Source organism: Streptomyces sp. NPDC002779 (genome assembly GCF_042888685.1).
GTDB lineage: Bacteria > Actinomycetota > Actinomycetes > Streptomycetales > Streptomycetaceae > Streptomyces.
Map to the genome: position 1 here is coordinate 654870 of NZ_JBIAQC010000003.1, position 19115 is coordinate 673984.

A 19115-nucleotide genomic window follows, 5' to 3' on the forward strand; every position below is an offset into this window, starting at 1 on the left:
TGCCAGCAGCGTGCCGGTGGCTACCGGCACGCTGCGAACTCAGACGTAGCGCTCCAGGATCGAGGACTCCGCCAGCCGCGACAGCCCCTCGCGCACGCTCCGGGCCCGGGCCTCGCCGACGCCGTCCACGGTCTGGAGGTCGTCCACGCTCGCGGCGAGCAGCTTCTGCAGTCCCCCGAAGTGCTCCACCAGGCGGTCGATGATCGCCCCGGGCAGCCGCGGCACCTTCGCCAGCAGCCGGAACCCGCGCGGCGACACCGCCGAGTCCAGCGCCTCGGGCGACCCGGTGTACCCCAAGGCCCGGGCCACCGTGGGCATTTCCAGCAGCTCCGCATGGCTCAGCGCGTCCAGCTCGTACAGCGCCTCCTCGACCGTGCGGGACCGCTTCGCCGTCGGCTCGGGCACGTAGTCCCGGACGACCAGCTCCCGCTCGGGCTCGACGCCCGCGATCAACTCGTCCAGCTGAAGCGCCAGCAGCCGTCCGTCGGTGCCCAGCTCCACCACGTACTCGGCGATTTCGGTGGCGATCCGCCGCACCATCTCCAGCCGCTGCGCGACGGCCGAGACGTCCCGGACCGTCACGAGGTCCTCGATCTCCAGCGCCGACAGCGTGCCCGCGACCTCGTCGAGCCGCAGCTTGTACCGCTCCAGGGTCGCCAGCGCCTGGTTCGCCCGGGACAGGATCGCCGCCGAGTCCTCCAGCACCCGCCGCTGCCCGTCGACGTAGAGCGCGACCAGCCGCATGGACTGCGAGACGGAGACCACGGGGAACCCGACCTGCTTGCTGACCCGGTCCGCCGTACGGTGCCGGGTGCCTGTCTCCTCGGTGGGGATCGTCGGATCCGGCACCAGCTGCACTCCCGCGCGCAGGATCTTGGACAGGTCGGAGGAGAGCACGATGCCGCCGTCGAGCTTGCACAGCTCCCGCAGGCGGGTGGCCGTGAACTCGACGTCCAGGACGAATCCGCCGGTGCACATGGCTTCGACGGTCTTGTCGGAGCCCAGCACGATGAGCCCTCCGGTGTTGCCGCGGAGGATCCGCTCAAGGCCGTCGCGCAGTGCCGTGCCTGGTGCCACGGCGCTCAGTGAGGCGCGCATCAGGGCATCGGCACCGGAGCTCCCACCGGACTTTCCGGGAGCTGCTGCCCGGTCGTTGGCTGCCACTGCACTCCTCCGGTCGCAAGTTCTGGGGCGCTCCCGTTTCGCATACTCGGTTCGTACGGACGGGCGAGACCAGGGCAAAGTCTACCGGCGGTCCTCGTCGTCCCGTGGGGCCTCTCGCCGACGGGAGCGCGGAAGCACGCGCAGGGCGTCCCCTATGTCCGCGACTTCCAGTACCTTCATGCCCGCGGGGACCTTCCCGGGATCGCCCGGTACGAGCGCGTGGGTGAAGCCCAGGCGGTGTGCTTCGGAGAGCCGGCGCTGGACGCCCGTGACCCGTCTGACCTCGCCCGCAAGGCCCACTTCGCCGATCGCGACCAGGTTCTTCGGCAGCGGGGTGTCACTGGCCGCGCTGGCCAGCGCGAGGGCGATGGCGAGGTCCGCGGCGGGCTCCGAGAGTTTCACTCCGCCGACCGTCGCGGAGTAGATGTCCCGCTTGCCCAGGGCGCTGATCCGGCCCCGCTGTTCCAGTACGGCCAGCATCATCGAGACCCGGGAGGTCTCCAGACCGGAGGTGGTGCGGCGCGGGGAGGGGATCTGCGAGTCGACGGTGAGCGCCTGCACTTCGGCGACCAGCGGGCGGCGGCCCTCCAGGGTGACCGTCAGACAGGTGCCGGGGACCGGTTCGTCACGCCGGGTCAGGAAAAGTCCGCTTGGGTCGGTAAGTCCGGTGATGCCCTCGTCGTGCAGTTCGAAGCAGCCGACCTCGTCGGTCGCGCCGTACCGGTTCTTGACGCCGCGCACCAGGCGCAGGCGCGCGTGCCGGTCGCCCTCGAAGTGCAGCACGACGTCCACCAGGTGTTCCAGCAGCCGGGGTCCGGCGATGGCGCCGTCCTTGGTGACATGGCCCACCAGGAGCGTGGACATCCCGCGCTCCTTGGAGGCCCGGATCAGCGCCCCCGCCACCTCCCGCACCTGGGCCATGCCGCCCGGGGCGCCGTCGATCTCGGGGGAGGCCACCGTCTGCACGGAGTCGAGGATCAGCAGGGACGGCTTGACCGCGTCCAGGTGGCCGAGCACCGCCGACAGGTCGGTCTCGGCGGCGAGGTACAGATGGTCGGCCAGGGCCTTGATGCGGTCGGCGCGCAGCCGCACCTGGCTCGCCGACTCCTCGCCGGTGACATAGAGCGTGGGATGTTCGTCACTGGCCGCCTTGGCCGCGACGTCCAGCAGCAGGGTGGACTTGCCGACGCCGGGCTCACCCGCGAGCAGCACCACGGCCCCCGGCACCAGCCCGCCGCCGAGCACCCGGTCCAGCTCGGGCACGCCGGTGGACCGGGCGGTCGCCTGCCGCCCGTCGACCTGCCCGATGGGCAGCGCGGAACTGGTGACGCGCCCCGGCGCGGTCGTCCGGACCGCGGGCGCGCCGTACTCCTCGACGGTGCCCCAGGCCTGGCACTCCGGGCACCGCCCGAGCCACTTGGCCGTCTGCCACCCGCACTCGGTGCAGCGGTAGGACGGACGCTCTTTGGCGGACTTCGTACGGGTGGCCATGGACGGAACGGTATAGGCCCCCACTGACAATGCCCTCGGCGCCGCCGGTGCCGAGCGGCCGCGGGGGAGCGGGAACCGCCCCGCACCACCCCGGCCGGCCTCACGAACCGGCCACGACCCATGGGAACCGGCCATGGAATCCGAGGCCGGTGTCCCCTTATGAGGGATCGTTTCACCCGTACGGATTAAATGTGCTCAAGGTGGAGGAAGCCGCCTCCCCGACCCGCCTACGGTCCACGGGTGATGAGCAGCCGACCGGAGACCACGACCCGCACCACCGGCGCACACCGAGCGCACCGCGAGGCGCGCGACCGAGGCGCCGCGCGCACCCTCGCGCAGCGCCCGCCCGCGCGTTACGAGCCGTACCTGGACGGCCTGTTCACCTACTGCCTCTCCGTCCTGTGCGACCACGACACCGCGACCGCCGCCCTCGGCGACGTCCTCGCCCTGGCCGAGCGCCGGGGCCAGCGCGTCCCCGAGTCCGCCGCCGACCGCCGCGCCTGGCTGTACGCGCTGGCCCGCTGGTCCTGTCTGCGCAAGCTGGCCGAGGCCAAGCAGAAACGTCAGGCCGGTCACGCGGCGGGCCGCTCCGGCACCCCCCGGCAGTCCGTCACCCCGCCCGTCTCCGAGCAGGCCCAGGAGGAGCGCAGGCGCCAACTCGCCCTGCTGGCCTGGCCGGAGGCCGCCGGGACCACTCCCGAGCAGCGTGAGGCGCTCGAACTCGCGGTTCGCCACCATCTCGCCGCCCACGAGGTCGCCGCCGTCCTCGGCATGGACCCCGCCGCCGCCCGCGAACTGCTCGCCTCCGCCGCCTGCGAGGTCGAGCGCACGCGCGCGGCCCTCGCCGTGGTGGAGACCGGCAGCTGCCCGGGCGTCGCCCGCCTCACCGGCGACCACCAGCTGGTCCTCAGCAGCGCCCTGCGCCGCGAGCTGGTGCGCCACGTCGACGACTGCCCCCACTGCCGCCGCACCGCCGAGCGCGCGGTCCCCGGCCGCTGGCCCGGCGCCACCGTCACCCCCGCCGAACTGCCCGTCCTGGAGGCACCCCGCGCGGCCCTGTGCGTGGCCATGGCGCGCGTCCCGCGCGCGCGGGGCACTGCTCCCCGCTTCGACCGCCGCGGCTTCCCGATGGACCCCAAGGACCGGGCCGCCCGCCGGGACCGCCTCCGCGCGCGTGCCGTCACGACGACCGTCGTCGCCACCGTCGTCGCCGCCCCCGTGCTGGCCCTGTGGGCGGCCTACCGGGGCACGCCCACCGGCGAGGCCACCGAGGGCCGGGCGGCCGGCGCGAGCGAGGCGCACGGCCCGGACGCCCTGAACAGCGCCGCGGCGGGCGGGGGTTACGAGAACGCGGGCAACGCCGGCGCCCGCCCCGGCGGCGGCTTCACCAAGGGTGGCAGGCCCGATGTCACGGTGGAGGTGATCAGCGTCACCGGGGCCGGGAAGAAGGGCGCGGGACACCTGGAGGTCACGGCGGGCCACCGCGGCGACACCACGCTCATCACGCTGACCGCGACCGGCGACGCCCCGGTCCGCTGGTCCGCCACCACCGGCGCCCACTGGCTCTACCTGAGCCGGTCGTCGGGAACCCTCGCCCCCGGCGAATCGTTGACGATCAAGGTGTACGTCGACCCGCTGCGCGAGCCGTCCGGGTACTGGACCGCACGAGTCGCCGTCTCACCCGCCGGAGCCGTCGTCCGCATCGAGGGCTACGGCACCGCGCCCAGCCCCTCCGACCCAGGACCCTCCGACCCTGGGCCCTCCGACCCCGATCCGCGGCCGACGGATCCCACGCCGAGCGACCCGCCCCCGACGTCCCCGGACCCGACGCCCACCGACCCCGAGCCGACCCCGACCGACCCGCCGCCCACGGACCCCACCCCGAGCGACCCGCCGCCCTCGTCGTCCGACCCGGATCCGCCCCCGTCCGACTCGGCCGATCCGTCCGGTTCCGCGCCGCCGGAAAGCAGCGGCGACCCGAGCCCGTCCACGTCGTAGTCCGCGGGCCGTCAGACCACCGGATCCGCCGGATGCGGTGCGAGCAACGGCAGCTGCGAGGCCAGCCGCTCCTCGCACAGCTCGACCAGGCGGTCGTAGCCGGCCTTGCCCATCAGCTCGGTCAGCTCCGCCCGGTAGGAGACGTACACCGGGTCACCGGCGCCGTGTGCCGAGGTCGCCGAGGTGCACCACCAGTGCAGATCATGGCCGCCGGGGCCCCAGCCGCGGCGGTCGTACTCGCCGATCGACACCTGCAGCACCCGGGTGTCGTCGGGCCGGTCGATCCAGTCGTAGGTCCGCCGGACCGGAAGCTGCCAGCAGACGTCCGGCTTGGTCTCCAGCGGCTCGCGGCCCTCCGCGAGGGCCAGGATGTGCAGCGAGCAGCCCGCGCCGCCCGCGAAGCCGGGCCGGTTCTGGAAGATGCACGAGCCCTCGTAGGGGCGGGTCTGCCGGGAGCCCTCGTCGTCCTCCGAGATCCACCCGGTCTGTGTGCCCACGTCATGGTGCTGCCAGATCTCCGGCGTGAGCCTCGCCACGTGCTCCGCCACCCGCTTCTCGTCGTCCTCGTCGGAGAAGTGGGCGCCCAGGGTGCAGCACCCATCCGCGGCGCGGCCCGGCTGGATGCCCTGGCAGCCGCTGCCGAAGATGCAGTTCCAGCGAGAGGTCAGCCAGGTCAGATCGCACCGGAAGATCTGCTCGTCGTCTCCCGGATCGGGGAACTCCACCCACGCGCGTGCGAAGTCGAGCCCCTTCTCATCCGCGACCAGGATCTTCTTCTTCGCCTTCTTCGACAGCATCACCTGCGAAGAACCGCCGGATGATTTGGCCGTCTTCTGGTCCTTCGCCTTTTTCGTCTTTGGCACGTGTCCAGAGTAAGTCGCCCGGGACCCAGGCCGGGACCGTACCGGGGGGCGGTGCACGGTCCGGCGGGCAGTAGCGTTCCGTACATGAGACTCGGTGTCCTCGACGTGGGATCGAACACGGTGCATCTGCTGGTGGTGGACGCGCACCCCGGTGCGCGCCCGCTGCCCGCGCACTCGCACAAGGCGGAGCTGCGCCTGGCCCAGCTGCTCGACGAGAGCGGGGCCATCGGGTCCGACGGGATCGACAAACTCATATCGGTCGTCAAGGAAGCGCTGCAGGCCGCCGAGGACAAGGGCGTGGAGAACGTACTGCCGTTCGCCACCTCAGCGGTGCGCGAGGCCACCAACGCCGATGACGTCCTCGCGCGCGTGAAGGCCGAGACCGGGGTGGAGCTCCAGGTCCTCAGCGGCGCCGAGGAGGCCCGGCTCACCTTCCTCGCGGTCCGCCGCTGGTTCGGCTGGTCGGCCGGGAAACTGCTGGTCCTGGACATCGGCGGCGGCTCCCTGGAGATCGCCTACGGCATCGACGAGGAGCCGGACACCGCGGTGTCGCTGCCGCTCGGCGCGGGCCGGCTCACCGCCGGGTGGCTGCCCGGCGATCCGCCCGACCCGGAGGACATCCGCGCCCTGCGCCGGCATGTCCGCACCGAGATAGCGCGCACGGTCGGTGAGTTCAGCCGCTTCGGACGGCCCGACCATGTCGTCGCCACCTCCAAGACCTTCAAGCAGCTCGCCCGCATCGCCGGCGCCGCCCGCTCCGCCGACGGCCCGTACGCCCAGCGCGACCTGAAGCGCGAGTCCCTGGAGGCCTGGGTCCCCCGGCTCGCCGGCATGACGACGGCGCAGCGTGCCGAGCTCCCCGGCGTCTCCGAGGGCCGCGCGGGTCAGATCCTCGCGGGCGCCCTGGTCGCCGAGGCCGCGATGGACCTGTTCGGCGTGGAAACCCTGGAGATCTGCCCCTGGGCCCTGCGGGAGGGCGTGATCCTGCGCAGGATGGACCACCTTCCGGCCGTGTGAGGCAGCGCCCGCGCTCCTACGGCGGGTGCGCCCCCGGCGCTGGAATCCGACCCGCGTGCCTCAGCGCACGCGCAGTGACCCGCACGCCTCGGGCACGCGCAGTGACCCGCATGCCTCGCGCACGTGCAGTGACTCGTGCGCCTCAGCGCATGCGCAGTGACCCGCGTGCCTCAGCGCACCGCAGTGACCCGCACGCCTCAGCGCACCGCAGTGACCCGCGTGCCTCAGCGCATGCCCAGTGACCCGCACCGCCTGGCGCATGCCCAGTGACCCGCGCGCCTCGCGCACGCGCAGTGAAGTGCGCCACCCCGCACCACCGTCACCCACCCGACCCCGACGGGCCCAACCCGCCCCACCTGGCCGATTGCCGCTCCTTCACCGCCCGCCCGCGGCCATCGGCTCCCCGGTGCCGAGCGAGTCCCCGTACCCTGTCCCTCGTGGCAGAACCAGTGGTGCGCATCCCGGATGCGAAGGTCGCGCTGTCCACGGCCTCGGTCTATCCGGAGTCGACGGCGACGGCCTTCGAGATCGCGGCGCGCCTCGGGTACGACGGGGTCGAGGTCATGGTGTGGACCGACCCGGTCAGCCAGGACATCGAGGCACTGCGCCGGCTCAGTGACTACCACCACATCCCGATCCTCGCCGTGCACGCCCCCTGTCTGCTCATCACCCAGCGGGTGTGGTCCACGGACCCCTGGACCAAGCTCCAGCGCGCCCGGGCGGCGGCCGAGAAACTGGGCGCGAGCACAGTCGTCGTGCACCCGCCGTTCCGCTGGCAGCGCCAGTACGCGCGCGACTTCGTGGCCGGAATCTGGCGCATGGCGAACGAGACGGACGTGCGGTTCGCCGTAGAGAACATGTATCCCTGGCGCTACCGGGACCGCGAGATGCTCGCGTACGCCCCCGACTGGGACGTCACCAAGGACGACTACCGTCACTTCACGATCGATCTCAGCCACACCTCGACCGCCCGCACCGACGCGATCCACATGATCGACCGCATGGGCGACCGGCTCGGCCATGTCCACCTCGCGGACGGCCGGGGTTCGGCGAAGGACGAGCACCTCGTCCCCGGCCGCGGCGACCAGCCCTGTGCCGAGGTGCTGGAACGTCTCGCCCGGACCGGTTTCGACGGCCATGTCGTCATCGAGGTCAACACCCGCCGGGCGATGTCCGGGGCCGAGCGGGAGGCCGACCTCGCCGAGGCGCTGGCCTTCACCCGGCTCCATCTGGCCTCGGCGGTGAGGGTGCCCCGGCCGTGACCGACACCGCAGCACCACGCAGGGGCCGGGGCCGCCGTACCCGCAGTGAAGCCGCCGACACCCGCGCCCGGATCCTGGCCGTGGCCCGCGAGGAGTTCTCCGAGCGGGGTTACGAGAAGACGTCCGTGCGCGGCATCGCCAAGGCGGCCGGTGTCGACTCCGCGCTGGTGCACCACTACTTCGGCACCAAGGAACAGATCTTCGAGGCGGCCGTCGAGGTCGCCTTCGCCCCCGCGTTCCAGGCCCGCGACATCGTCCTCGACGGCCCCCTCGACAGTGCCGGCGAGCGGCTGACCCGGATGATCTTCGGGCTCTGGGAGAACCCCGTGACCAGGGCTCCGCTGCTCGCGATCGTCCGCTCGGCCGTCAACAACGACAGCGCGGCCGCCGTCTTCCGCAAGCTGGTCGCGGCCCAGTTGCTGCGCCGCATCGCCGAACAGCTCGACCTCCCGGACGCCGAACTGCGCGCCGACCTGGCCGCGGCCCAGCTCGTCGGCATCGCCATGATGCGGTACGTCATCAAGATCGAGCCGATCGCCTCCGCGGACCCGGAGCGGCTCATCGCGAGGCTGGCACCGGTCGTGCAGGGCCATCTGACGAGCCCCTGAAGCCCACACCGGCCGCCGACCGAGACGTACATCCCGCATTCCGGACACCGTGTCCGGACCGTGGATGACCGGCGTACGCTCAATAGCAGCCCTATCTGTCTGAAGGAGCGAGCGACGATGCCCGAGCTGAGGTCCCGCACAGTCACCCACGGACGCAACATGGCGGGCGCCCGCGCCCTTATGCGCGCCTCCGGTGTACCCGGTGCGGACATCGGCCGTAAGCCGATCATCGCGGTCGCCAACAGCTTCACCGAGTTCGTGCCGGGCCACACCCACCTCCAGCCGGTCGGCCGGATCGTCAGCGAGGCGATCCGTGAGGCGGGCGGCATCCCGCGCGAGTTCAACACCATCGCGGTGGACGACGGCATCGCGATGGGCCACGGCGGCATGCTCTACAGCCTGCCGTCCCGCGACCTGATCGCGGACTCGGTCGAGTACATGGTCGAGGCCCACTGCGCCGACGCCATGGTCTGCATCTCCAACTGCGACAAGATCACCCCGGGCATGCTCAACGCGGCCCTGCGCCTGAACATCCCGACGGTCTTCGTCTCCGGCGGCCCGATGGAGTCCGGCCGCGCCACGCTGGTCGACGGCACGGTCCGTACGCTCGACCTGGTCGACGCGATCTCCGACGCGGTGAACGACAAGATCTCGGACGAGGACATCCTCCGTATCGAGGAGAACGCCTGTCCGACCTGCGGCTCCTGCTCCGGCATGTTCACCGCCAACTCGATGAACTGCCTGACGGAGGCCATCGGCCTCTCCCTGCCCGGCAACGGCTCGGTCCTCGCCACCCACACCGCGCGCAAGCGGCTCTACGTCGACGCCGCCCGCACGGTCATGGACATCACCCGCCGCTACTACGAGCAGGACGACGAGACGGTCCTGCCCCGCAACGTCGCCACCATCGCCGCCTTCGAGAACGCCATGGCCCTGGACATCGCCATGGGCGGCTCGACCAACACGATCCTGCACCTGCTGGCCGCGGCCCAGGAGGCGGGCGTCCCCTTCGGCCTGGAGGAGATCAACGAGGTCTCGCGGCGCGTGCCCTGCCTCGCGAAGGTTGCCCCGAACGTCGCCAAGGACCGCACGTACTACATGGAGGACGTGCACCGCGCCGGCGGCATCCCCGCCCTGCTCGGCGAGCTGCACCGCGCGGGCCTGCTGAACGAGGACGTGCACGCGGTCCACAGCCCGTCCCTCGCGGACTGGATGAAGACCTGGGACGTCCGCGGCGGCTCTCCGTCGGCGGAGGCGGTGGAGCTGTGGCACGCGGCCCCCGGCTGTGTCCGCTCCGCCGAGGCCTTCTCCCAGTCCGAGCGCTGGGAGGCGCTGGACGAGGACGCCGAGGGCGGCTGCATCCGCAGCGCCGAGCACGCGTACTCCAAGGACGGCGGCCTCGCGGTGCTGCGCGGCAACCTCGCGGTCGACGGCTGCGTGGTGAAGACGGCCGGCGTCGACGAGTCGATCTGGACCTTCGAGGGCCCGGCGGTCGTCTGCGAGTCGCAGGAGGAGGCCGTCCAGAAGATCCTGACCCAGCAGGTCAAGGAGGGGGACGTCGTCGTCATCCGCTACGAGGGCCCCAAGGGCGGGCCCGGCATGCAGGAGATGCTCTACCCGACCTCGTACCTCAAGGGCCGGGGCCTCGGAAAGGCCTGCGCCCTGGTCACCGACGGCCGCTTCTCCGGCGGCACCTCGGGCCTGTCCATCGGGCACGCCTCCCCGGAGGCGGCGGCCGGCGGCACCATCGCGCTCGTGGAGGACGGCGACCGCATCCGCATCGACATCCCGAACCGCACGATCGAGTTGCTCGTCGACGACGCGGAACTCGCGCGCCGCGAGCAGGCGTTGAACGGGATGTACGCGCCCAAGAACCGCGAGCGCAAGGTCTCGGCGGCCCTTCGCGCGTACGCCGCGATGGCGACGAGCGCCGACAAGGGCGCGGTGCGGGACGTGACCAAGCTGGGCTGACGGACCGATCGAGCGGGGCCGGCCGGGTTTCCGGCCGGCCCTTTCGTCACCAGTCGGCGGGGCGCCGGGTGTCCACGGCGAAGACGGTGCCGTCGGGGGCGGCGGAGTAGACGCGGTCGCCGACGACCAGCGGCTCGGGCAGCCCGGCCGCGACCTGGTCCGCGCTCCTGCCGAGCCGAGGGGACGTCTGCCCGGCGAGCCCGTCACCGTCGGCGTCCACGGCGACCAGCCGGCCGTCCGGGGCCGTGAAGTACACGTGCCGGTCGTCGGCCACCGGGGTCGAGCCCCGGCTCACCCCGGTCTCCAGGCTCCACCGCTGCTCGCCCGCGGCCATGTCGACGGCCACGAGCGATCCGCCGTTGCCCAGGAGGTAGACGACGTTCCCGCGCACGGTGCCGTGCGCCTGCTGGATCGCTACGGGCAGCGGCACACGCCGGGAGGCCCCGGTGCCGGGCGTGTAGCGGACCACCTCCCTGGCGTCCTCGTAGACGGTGCCGACCGAGGTGAGGAAGACGGACCCGTCGGCCGTGCCGACCGGGTTCAGCGCGCCGTCCAGCCGCTCCGCCCACCGCACGGCACCGGATTCCGGGTCCACCGCGGTGACCTGCGTGGTCCCGCCGTTCTCGGACCGGCTCACGGCGTAGGCCAGCGGGTCCCCGGGATAGGAGACGAAGTAGGGCGTCCGGTGACCGGGCACCCGGTGGCTCCACCGCTGTTCGCCCGACGCGGCGTCCACCCCGGTGACCGTGCCGTCGGTGCCGGTGAACAGGAGACTGTCGCCCGCCATGGCCAGGCCGCTGTACGGGGGCACGTCCCGCTGCCATCGGGGCTTGCCCGTGCCTGGGTCGAGGGCCTGAAGGCTGCGGCTCAGGCCGAGTCCGGGCTGTACGAGGCCGCCGGCGACGACAGGCGGACCGGCCCAGGTTCCGGGGGCGGTGTGCCGCCACAGCAGCCGGCCGTCCGAGGCGTCGAGGGCGAACACCACGCCGGACTGCGCGCAGAGCACCTTGCCCGCGCCGTACGAGCACTGGGGCGTGGACGCCGTCGCGGACACCGACTCCGCTTCCCACGGGCTGAAGGCGGCCGGGGTGTTCCGGGTGGCGCTTCCCGCCGGTGCCGGGTCACCGTCGCCCAGCAGCCGCACGGTCGTGAACACCCCGCCCAGGACGAGCGCCAGGGCGGCGGCCGCCCAGGCCGTTCGCCGGCCCCGGAACCTGCCGGAGCGGGGTGCCTCCGGCCCGTCGGCGGGGCGGGGCCGGGCCGGCCCGGACTCCTCGCCCGTACGCAGAGGGCCATCGCCGGTACGCAGCGGGCCTTCACCGGAGCTCTGGGGGTCCTCGCCGGAACGCCGGGCGTCCTCCCCGGTGCGCTGGGTGGGGATGAAGGCCTGGGTGTCGTACGAGGCGGCCACCGACCGCAGTTCCCGCATCAGCTCGTCGGGTGTGGGACGGCCGTCGGGCTCCTTGGCGAGACACCGCTGGATCAGCGGGCCGAGATTCTCCGGTACGCCGGTCAAGTCGGGCTCGTCGTGGACGACTTGGTAGGCCACCACATACGGGCTGTCAGAGTCGAACGGCCCCTGTCCCGTCGCCGCGTGCACCATGACCGACCCCAGCGCGAAGATGTCCGCTGCCGGTCCGACCTCCCGCGGTCGCCGGAACTGCTCGGGCGCCATGAACGGCGGTGTGCCGATCAACTTGCCGGTCTCGGTCCGCAGTTCGCTGTCCTTGGGCCGGGAGATGCCGAAGTCGATGACCTTCGGACCGTCCTCGGCGAGGAGCACGTTGCTCGGTTTCAGATCCCGGTGCACGACCCCGACCCGATGGATGTCCCGCAGCGCCTCCGCCAGGCCGGCCATCAGCCGCCGCAACTGCTCCGGAGTCATCGGACCGTTCCGCTTCACATGATCGGAGAGCGTCGGCCCCGGGATGAACAGCGTGGCCATCCAGGGCCGGTCGGCCTCCGGATCCGCATCGACGACCGACGCCGTGAAGGCACCGCTCACCCGCCGGGCCGCGGCTATCTCCTGCCGGAACCGCCCCCTGAACTCCCGGTCCCTGGCGAACTCGGCATGGATCACCTTCACCGCGAGCTTCATCCCCGAGGTGCTGCGGGCCAGATGCACGACGCCCATGCCGCCGGAGCCGAGACATGACTCAAGACGGTAGTGACCGGCGTAATCGGGAAGTTCCGCTTCCGCGCCCGCTCCGGCGTTCCGCTGTGGCGCCATGGGACCCCCCGTGCTGTTCGTCCGCGCGCGCGACGCAGGGAGCCTAGTCGATGAGGCGTACGAGACAGAGGCGGCTTGCTAGCCTCTCTGTGCGAATTTCGTATGAGTGTTTCCCGGCGTGATTCGGGGGAATCAACGGGGCCCATGACCAGCATGGGGAGCAACGGGGGAGGACTGTCATGTCTGTCGAGCGTATGGAAGAGATACCCGAGGCACAGAGCGCCGAGGAGACGGAAGCCGCGACCATGGTGGCGACATCGCTGCGCTACTACTCGGTCGCCCCGGGCGTCCGCCTGAACGTCCGCAGAGGGCCCGGCACCAACTATCCCGTCACCCGCGTCCTCTCCGAGGGCGCCAAGGTGCCGATCTTCTGCCAGACGCCGGGCACGACCGTGAGCGGTCCGTACGGCACGTCGAACATCTGGGACAACATCGCCGACAGTGAGTTCGTCTCGGACACCTACGTGAACACGGGCAGCGACGGCTACATCCGGCCGCGCTGCGCGCTCTGACACCACTGCCGAGCAGGGCGCGCGGGTGATCGGCCCGTGAGGACGGCAGCGCCGGCCGCCTGACCGCGCCCTGCGGCCGACCCGCGCGGGGCCCGCGTCCGACCGGAGCCATAATCGACGCGTGAGCGACGACAACGGCACCCCCGACCCGGCCGCGGGCCCCCGCCCCGAACCCATCCGCTTCTTCGGCACGACCTGGGTCGAGCACAGCGACGGCTACGGGGTCCGCCGTATCGGCGTCGCCGTCGGCTCCCTCGCCGCGGCGGTCGGCGCCTGCCTGGTCCTCCGCTTCGCCTACGAGGGCTTGCAGATCGCCGCCGTCGAGGGCCTGGTCAGCATGCTCATGACGGTGATGTTCGCGATCTGCAGCGCCCTCGCCTTCCGCCACACCTGGGAGAGCTTCCGCAAGCGCCCCGACCCCGAACGCCAGGCGTCCCTGCGCGGTCTGCTGGCCATCGGCTTCGTCGGCTCCCTCCTCGCCTACTTCTTCCGCTCCCTCACCGAGGCCCCCGGCGAGAAGCTCCACCGCGAGGAGTACGAGACAGCCCGCGAGCAGTACGCGAAGCGCACCAAGCGCCGCTCGGGCAACCCCTCGAAGAAGCGCCGCAAGTCCTGATACCGACCGGCGGGAACCCCTCTCTCCAGAACTAGACCCCCGCCGCCCCTCACCCCGCCACCATGGCCGTATGACGGCAGCCTCTTCCCACTCCACCCGCGCCCACTCCTTCAACGCCGCCGCGGCCCAGTACGCCGCCAACCGCCCCTCCTACCCGCCCGCCCTCCTCGACGCCGTCGAGGACCTGGCCGGCCGCCCCCTCACCGGCGCGCGCGTGGTGGACGTCGGGGCCGGTACGGGCATCGCCACGGCCCTCCTGCACGCGCGCGGCGCCGAGGTGCTCGCCGTGGAACCCGGCGAGGGCATGGCGGCCCAGTTCCGCCGAGCCCACCCCGCGATCCCGCTGGTCCGCGGCACCGGCGACACCCTCCCCCTGGCCGACTCCTCCGCCGACCTGCTCACCTACGCCCAGGCCTGGCACTGGACCGACCCGGAGCACTCGATCCCGGAGGCCCTGCGCGTCCTGCGCCCGGGCGGCGCGCTCGCCCTGTGGTGGAACACCTACGTCCTCGACATCCCCTGGATAGCCGCCCAGGCCCGTCGCATCGAGAGCCACTTCGGCATCGACCCCATCGAGGAGAAGAACGGCACCAGCGCCCGCACCGCCGACCCCGAGGGCGAAGTCGACTTCGCCCGGCGCGTGGTCCGCTGGAGCCGCCGCATCCCGATCGACACCCACCTGGCCAATCTCGGCAGCCACTCGATCTTCCTGGTCCACGGCGAGAAGGCGAGCACCACCTTCCTCACCGCGGAACGGACCCGCCTGCTGGAAACCTTCCCCGACGGCATCGTCGAGGAGAGCTACGACGTGGACCTCCTGGTCGCCCTGAACACCTGAGTCCCTGATCACCCGCAACACATGAGTCCCTGATCATCCTCAACACCTGAACCCCTGATCACCCGCAACACCTGAGTCCCTGGCCGCCTCGATACCTGCCCCCCTCCACCCGACTTCCCGCGCCGCGGCCCACCCCTCCAGGGCCGCGGCGCAGTCATGCTCCGGCACCCATGAAGGCGCACAAACCGGACCGCCCGCCTCCGGTCACCCCTGCACGCACCCAGGCCATCGAGCCCCACCCCTTGACGGCACCCCTCGGCCGGAGGGTTAATCCGCACATGATGAATATCCATCCCGACTCGCCACCCACCGGAGCACCCCCGCACATGGACACCTCACCCGCCGTCCGCGCCGACGGCCTCACCGTCGCCCGCGGCCCCCGCACCGTCCTGCGCGGCATCGACTTCACCGTCCCGCGCGGCCAGATCACCGGCCTCCTCGGCCCCTCCGGCTGCGGCAAGTCCACCCTCATGCGCTCGATCGTCGGCACCCAGGCCAAGGTCACCGGCACCCTCGACGTCCTCGGCCACCCCGCGGGCCACCCCGCACTGCGCACCCGCATCGGCTACGTCACCCAAGCCCCCTCCGTCTACGACGACCTGACGGTCCGCCAGAACCTCGACTACTTCGCGGCGGTCCTCACCCCCGGCCACGCCGCCGCCGACCAGCGCCACGAGAACGTCACCCGGGCCATCGACGACATCGACCTCACCAGCCACGCCGACTCCCTCGCCGGCAACCTCTCCGGCGGCCAGCGCAGCCGCGTCTCCCTCGCGGTCGCCCTCCTCGGCACCCCCGAACTCCTGGTCCTCGACGAACCCACCGTCGGCCTCGACCCCGTCCTGCGCCGCGACCTGTGGAGCCTCTTCCACACCATCGCCGACCAGCGCGGCGCGACCCTGCTCATCTCCTCCCACGTCATGGACGAGGCCGAGCGCTGCCACCGCCTCCTCCTGATGCGCGAGGGCCAGATCCTCGCCGACGACACCCCCGACGCCCTGCGCACCCGCACCGACTCCGAGACCGTCGAAGCGGCGTTCCTGCACCTGGTGGACGAGGCCGTCGCGGCCGCCGCCCGCGAGAAAGAGACCACCCGATGAGCACCACCACCCCCACATCCGGCACCGCTACCGTCACCCCGGCCCCGACCAGCGCCCTCAACCTCTCCCGCACCACCGCCACCGCCGGCCGGGTCCTGCGCCAGCTCCGCCACGACCCCCGCAGCATCGCGCTGATGATCCTCGTCCCCTGCGTGATGCTCTTCTTGCTGCGCTACGTCTTCGACGGCGACCCCCGCACCTTCGACAACATCGGCGCCTCCCTCCTCGGGATCTTCCCGCTGATCACGATGTTCCTGGTCACCTCCATCGCCACCCTGCGCGAACGCACCTCCGGCACCCTGGAACGCCTCCTCGCCATGCCCCTCGGCAAGGGTGACCTGATCGCCGGCTACGCCCTCGCCTTCGGCACCGTCGCGATCGTCCAGTCCGTCCTCGCCACCGCCCTCGCCCTGTGGGGCCTCGGTCTGGACGTCACCGGCAGCCCCTGGCTGCTCCTGCTGGTCGCGCTCCTCGACGCCCTCCTGGGCACCGCACTCGGCCTCTTCGTCTCGGCCTTCGCCGCCTCCGAGTTCCAGGCCGTCCAGTTCATGCCGGCCGTGATCTTCCCCCAGATCCTCCTCTGCGGTCTGTTCACCCCCCGCGACCACATGCACCCCGTCCTGGAGGCCATCTCCAACGTCCTTCCCATGTCCTACGCCGTCGACGGCATGAACGAAGTCCTCAAGCACACCGACATGACGGGCGCCTTCGTGCGCGACGCCCTGGTCGTGGCGGGCTGCGCCCTCCTCGTCCTCACCCTCGGAGCCGCCACCCTGCGACGCCGCACGGCATAGCCGGCCCGCACCGCCCGGAGACGTCCCGCCCACCGGACACCCCACCCGCACTCAAGCCCCCGATGGGAGGATGAACACCGGACGACGCAACCCCGGAGGGCGCTCAGCCATGACGCAGAAAGTCGCAGTCCTCGGCACCGGCAAGATCGGCGAAGCCCTGCTCAGCGGAATGATCCGAGCAGGCTGGGGCCCGGCCGACCTCCTGGTCACCGCCCGCCGTCAGGAGCGAGCCGAGGAGCTCCGCAGCCGCTACGGCGTCACCCCGGTCAGCAACCCGGAAGCCGCCAAGACCGCCGACACCCTGATCCTCACGGTCAAGCCGCAGGACATGGGCACCCTCCTCGACGAACTCGCCCCCCACGTCCCCGCCGACCGCCTGGTCATCAGCGGAGCCGCGGGCATCCCCACCTCCTTCTTCGAGGACCGCCTCACCGCGGGCACCCCCGTCGTCCGTGTCATGACGAACACCCCCGCCCTCGTCGACGAGGCCATGTCCGTCATCTCCGCCGGCAGCCACGCCACCGAGGACCACCTCACCCACACCGAGGAGATCTTCGGCGCCGTCGGCAAGACGCTCCGCGTCCCCGAGTCCCAGCAGGACGCCTGCACCGCCCTCTCCGGCTCGGGTCCGGCGTACTTCTTCTATCTGGTCGAAGCCATGACCGACGCCGGCATCCTGCTCGGCCTGCCCCGCGACAAGGCCCACGACCTGATCGTCCAGTCCGCGATCGGCGCCGCGACGATGCTCCGCGACAGCGGCGAGCACCCCGTGAAGCTGCGCGAGAACGTCACCTCCCCGGCCGGCACCACCATCAACGCCATCCGCGAGCTGGAGAATCATGGCGTACGGGCCGCCCTCATCGCCGCCCTCGAAGCCGCCCGCGACCGCAGCCGCGAACTGGCCTCCGGCAACAACAGCTGACGCCCGGCCGCCCCTGTCCCAGGGGCGGCCCAGCACGCCGCCCTAAGAGGTCACCCCGATATCCGCGGCCGCGGGCAGCAGTCCGATCGCCCGATACGCGGCATCCACGGTCGGCCGCGCCATCGCCCGAGCCCTCTCCGCACCATCCCGCAGCACCCCCTCCACATAGCCAGGATCAGCGCACAGCTCCCTGTGCCTCTCCTGCACGGGCCTGAGAACCTCCACCACGGCCTCCGCGGTGTCCTTCTTCAAAGCGCCATACGACTCATATACACCGCTCAGGTCCTCGGGGTTCCCACCCGTGCACGCCGCGAGGATCTCCAGCAGATTCGCCGGGCCAGGCCGCCCCTCCCGGTCGTACACGACCTCCCGGCCGCTGTCGGTGACCGCCCGCATGACCTTCTTCCGCACCACGTCCGGCTCATCGAGCAGGTAGACGATGCCCGGCCCGACGTCATCGCTCTTGCCCATCTTCGACGTCGGCTCCTGCAGGTTCATCACCCGAGCCGCCACCGCGGGATGCGTGGCCCGCGGCACCACGAAGGTGTTCCCGTACCGCTGGTTGAACCGCACCGCCAGATCCCGCGTCAGCTCCACGTGCTGCGCCTGGTCGTCCCCGACCGGCACCTCGTCACTGCCGTACGCCAGGATGTCCGCCGCCATCAGCACCGGATAGGTGAACAGCGACAGCCGCACGCTCCCCCCGCGCTCCCGTTCCCGCCCGGCCTTCTCCTTGTACTGGATCATCCGGCGCATCTCGCCGTCGGTGGCCACGCACTCCAGTACATAGGACAGTCGCGCGTGCTCGTCGACATGACTCTGTACGAACACGGTGCACAGCGCCGGATCGAGCCCGGACGCGAGCAGCAGCGTCGCCGCCTGCCGACTCAGTCGGCGCACCCGCGCCGGATCGTGCTCCACGGTGAGCGCATGCAGATCGACGATGCAGAACAGCGCGTCGGCCCGGTGCTGGTCGACCTCCGCCCACCGCCGCATGGCTCCCAGGTAGTTCCCCAGCGTCAGATGCCCGGTCGGCTTGACCCCGCTGAAGACCCGCGTCATCTCTCCACCTCCTGGTCGAGACCGCCGCCCCCGGCCGGCCGACCCTCTGGAGGGAGATACAAGAACGGCCGCCGAAGCGGCGGCCGTTGCGTGCATACGTGACTACGGCCGCCGTCAGGCGGCCCACCACAGCTGGGTGCACGTACGCGTTGTCATGCAGGCCAGGCTACGCCTCCAGGGGGCCATACGGAGCCGAGTTGACACTCCTCGGCGCGGTCCGTACTGTTCTCCGAGTTGTCCGACGTGAGCGCCGACTCCGGTCGGTCCCCGGACAGCCATTTCGCAAGTCCCAACCAACACTCGACACAGTCGATCTGTCTGCCGTCGTGTCATTGGCATGTGTATTTGCGAAATGAGGAATCCACGTTCGAAAGGACGCGGCCCCCGATTGGCTTCGGGAGCCGGGAATCCGCTAAAGTCTCACTCGTCGGAACGGCCCGCAACGGCCGGGCAGACAAATCCCGCTGACTGGGAATCAGGCCCGAAAGGATCTGATAGAGTCGGAACCGCCGGAAAGGGAAACGCGAAAGCGGAAACCTGGAAAGCGCCGAGGAAATCGGATCGGAAAAGGATCTGATAGAGTCGGAAACGCAAGACCGAAGGGAAGCCCGGAGGAAAGCCCGAGAGGGTGAGTACAAAGGAAGCGACCGTTCCTTGAGAACTCAAC

Annotated in this window: 17 protein-coding genes; 11 read left to right on the plus strand and 6 right to left on the minus strand. The window is 71.5% G+C overall.

The features are described from left to right. Positions 1 to 39: 39 nt before the first annotated feature. Both disA and radA read right to left on the minus strand, forming a co-directional pair. On the minus strand, positions 40 to 1164 hold the full coding sequence (disA, locus tag ACFYW5_RS12910; protein WP_389416974.1) for a DNA integrity scanning diadenylate cyclase DisA: 1125 nt from the start codon (positions 1162 to 1164) through the stop codon (positions 40 to 42). Positions 1165 to 1245: 81 nt separating this feature from the next. Further along, positions 1246 to 2655 carry a DNA repair protein RadA gene (gene radA, locus ACFYW5_RS12915; RefSeq protein WP_389416975.1) on the minus strand — a complete coding sequence of 470 codons (1410 nt, stop codon included), beginning with the start codon at positions 2653 to 2655 and terminating at the stop codon, positions 1246 to 1248. 243 nt (positions 2656 to 2898) lie between these two features. On the opposite strand from radA, the gene ACFYW5_RS12920 reads away from it, so the two are divergent. Then, complete coding sequence (locus tag ACFYW5_RS12920) at positions 2899 to 4653, plus strand: hypothetical protein (protein ID WP_389416976.1); 1755 nt, start codon at positions 2899 to 2901, stop codon at positions 4651 to 4653. 11 nt (positions 4654 to 4664) lie between these two features. On the opposite strand, the gene ACFYW5_RS12925 is transcribed toward ACFYW5_RS12920, so the two are convergent. Beyond that, positions 4665 to 5516, minus strand: a complete 852-nt coding sequence (locus ACFYW5_RS12925; RefSeq protein ID WP_389416977.1) for a hypothetical protein — start codon at positions 5514 to 5516, stop codon at positions 4665 to 4667. 84 nt (positions 5517 to 5600) lie between these two features. On the opposite strand from ACFYW5_RS12925, the gene ACFYW5_RS12930 reads away from it, so the two are divergent. From ACFYW5_RS12930 to ilvD, 4 genes are all read left to right on the plus strand, one after another. Continuing rightward, on the plus strand, positions 5601 to 6533 hold the full coding sequence (locus ACFYW5_RS12930) for a Ppx/GppA family phosphatase (RefSeq protein WP_389416978.1): 933 nt from the start codon (positions 5601 to 5603) through the stop codon (positions 6531 to 6533). 437 nt (positions 6534 to 6970) lie between these two features. Beyond that, positions 6971 to 7795 (plus strand): sugar phosphate isomerase/epimerase family protein, encoded by an 825-nt coding sequence (locus tag ACFYW5_RS12935; RefSeq protein ID WP_389416979.1) that lies wholly within the window; start codon positions 6971 to 6973, stop codon positions 7793 to 7795. Next, entirely contained in the window at positions 7792 to 8403 is a 612-nt protein-coding gene (locus ACFYW5_RS12940; RefSeq protein ID WP_389416980.1) for a TetR family transcriptional regulator, read from the plus strand. The genes ACFYW5_RS12935 and ACFYW5_RS12940 overlap by 4 nt, the downstream gene beginning before the upstream one ends. 117 nt (positions 8404 to 8520) lie before the next feature. Further along, positions 8521 to 10374, plus strand: coding sequence for a dihydroxy-acid dehydratase (gene ilvD / locus ACFYW5_RS12945; RefSeq protein WP_389416981.1), 1854 nt, complete (start codon positions 8521 to 8523; stop codon positions 10372 to 10374). Positions 10375 to 10420: 46 nt separating this feature from the next. Here ilvD and ACFYW5_RS12950 read toward each other — a convergent pair whose 3' ends face one another. After that, positions 10421 to 12604, minus strand: coding sequence for a serine/threonine-protein kinase (locus tag ACFYW5_RS12950; protein WP_389416982.1), 2184 nt, complete (start codon positions 12602 to 12604; stop codon positions 10421 to 10423). A 179-nt stretch (positions 12605 to 12783) separates the two neighbouring features. Here ACFYW5_RS12950 and ACFYW5_RS12955 point away from each other — a divergent pair, with 179 nt between their 5' ends. The 6 genes from ACFYW5_RS12955 (at position 12784) to proC (ending at position 17386) form a co-directional block, all read left to right on the plus strand. Further along, positions 12784 to 13116, plus strand: coding sequence for an SH3 domain-containing protein (locus ACFYW5_RS12955; RefSeq protein WP_389416983.1), 333 nt, complete (start codon positions 12784 to 12786; stop codon positions 13114 to 13116). Between the two features lie 121 nt (positions 13117 to 13237). Beyond that, positions 13238 to 13732, plus strand: a complete 495-nt coding sequence (locus ACFYW5_RS12960) for an EamA/RhaT family transporter (protein ID WP_389416984.1) — start codon at positions 13238 to 13240, stop codon at positions 13730 to 13732. Positions 13733 to 13802: 70 nt separating this feature from the next. Next, positions 13803 to 14570, plus strand: a complete 768-nt coding sequence (locus ACFYW5_RS12965; protein ID WP_389416985.1) for a class I SAM-dependent methyltransferase — start codon at positions 13803 to 13805, stop codon at positions 14568 to 14570. A 326-nt stretch (positions 14571 to 14896) separates the two neighbouring features. Next, on the plus strand, positions 14897 to 15670 hold the full coding sequence (locus tag ACFYW5_RS12970; protein WP_389416986.1) for an ABC transporter ATP-binding protein: 774 nt from the start codon (positions 14897 to 14899) through the stop codon (positions 15668 to 15670). Continuing rightward, entirely contained in the window at positions 15667 to 16464 is a 798-nt protein-coding gene (locus ACFYW5_RS12975; RefSeq protein ID WP_389416987.1) for an ABC transporter permease, read from the plus strand. Before ACFYW5_RS12970 ends, ACFYW5_RS12975 begins: the two co-directional genes overlap by 4 nt. A 109-nt stretch (positions 16465 to 16573) precedes the next feature. Beyond that, positions 16574 to 17386 carry a pyrroline-5-carboxylate reductase gene (gene proC / locus ACFYW5_RS12980; protein ID WP_389416988.1) on the plus strand — a complete coding sequence of 271 codons (813 nt, stop codon included), beginning with the start codon at positions 16574 to 16576 and terminating at the stop codon, positions 17384 to 17386. 42 nt (positions 17387 to 17428) lie between these two features. Here proC and trpS read toward each other — a convergent pair whose 3' ends face one another. Both trpS and ACFYW5_RS12990 read right to left on the minus strand, forming a co-directional pair. Continuing rightward, positions 17429 to 18448, minus strand: a complete 1020-nt coding sequence (gene trpS / locus ACFYW5_RS12985; RefSeq protein WP_389416989.1) for a tryptophan--tRNA ligase — start codon at positions 18446 to 18448, stop codon at positions 17429 to 17431. 420 nt (positions 18449 to 18868) lie between these two features. Further along, positions 18869 to 19115, minus strand: a 247-nt coding sequence (locus ACFYW5_RS12990) for a hypothetical protein (RefSeq protein ID WP_389416990.1), incomplete at its 5' end; no start/stop codon positions are given.

What these genes read in the sequence shown, in the direction of transcription:
- radA (WP_389416975.1), bottom strand. Translation starts at nt 2,655, where the DNA reads ATGGCCACCCGTACGAAGTCCGCCAAAGAGCGTCCGTCCTACCGCTGC.
- ACFYW5_RS12920 (WP_389416976.1), top strand. Translation starts at nt 2,899, where the DNA reads ATGAGCAGCCGACCGGAGACCACGACCCGCACCACCGGCGCACACCGA.
- ACFYW5_RS12930 (WP_389416978.1), top strand. Translation starts at nt 5,601, where the DNA reads ATGAGACTCGGTGTCCTCGACGTGGGATCGAACACGGTGCATCTGCTG.
- ilvD (WP_389416981.1), top strand. Translation starts at nt 8,521, where the DNA reads ATGCCCGAGCTGAGGTCCCGCACAGTCACCCACGGACGCAACATGGCG.
- ACFYW5_RS12950 (WP_389416982.1), bottom strand. Translation starts at nt 12,604, where the DNA reads ATGGCGCCACAGCGGAACGCCGGAGCGGGCGCGGAAGCGGAACTTCCC.
- ACFYW5_RS12955 (WP_389416983.1), top strand. Translation starts at nt 12,784, where the DNA reads ATGTCTGTCGAGCGTATGGAAGAGATACCCGAGGCACAGAGCGCCGAG.
- ACFYW5_RS12965 (WP_389416985.1), top strand. Translation starts at nt 13,803, where the DNA reads ATGACGGCAGCCTCTTCCCACTCCACCCGCGCCCACTCCTTCAACGCC.
- ACFYW5_RS12970 (WP_389416986.1), top strand. Translation starts at nt 14,897, where the DNA reads ATGGACACCTCACCCGCCGTCCGCGCCGACGGCCTCACCGTCGCCCGC.
- ACFYW5_RS12975 (WP_389416987.1), top strand. Translation starts at nt 15,667, where the DNA reads ATGAGCACCACCACCCCCACATCCGGCACCGCTACCGTCACCCCGGCC.
- proC (WP_389416988.1), top strand. Translation starts at nt 16,574, where the DNA reads ATGACGCAGAAAGTCGCAGTCCTCGGCACCGGCAAGATCGGCGAAGCC.
- trpS (WP_389416989.1), bottom strand. Translation starts at nt 18,448, where the DNA reads ATGACGCGGGTCTTCAGCGGGGTCAAGCCGACCGGGCATCTGACGCTG.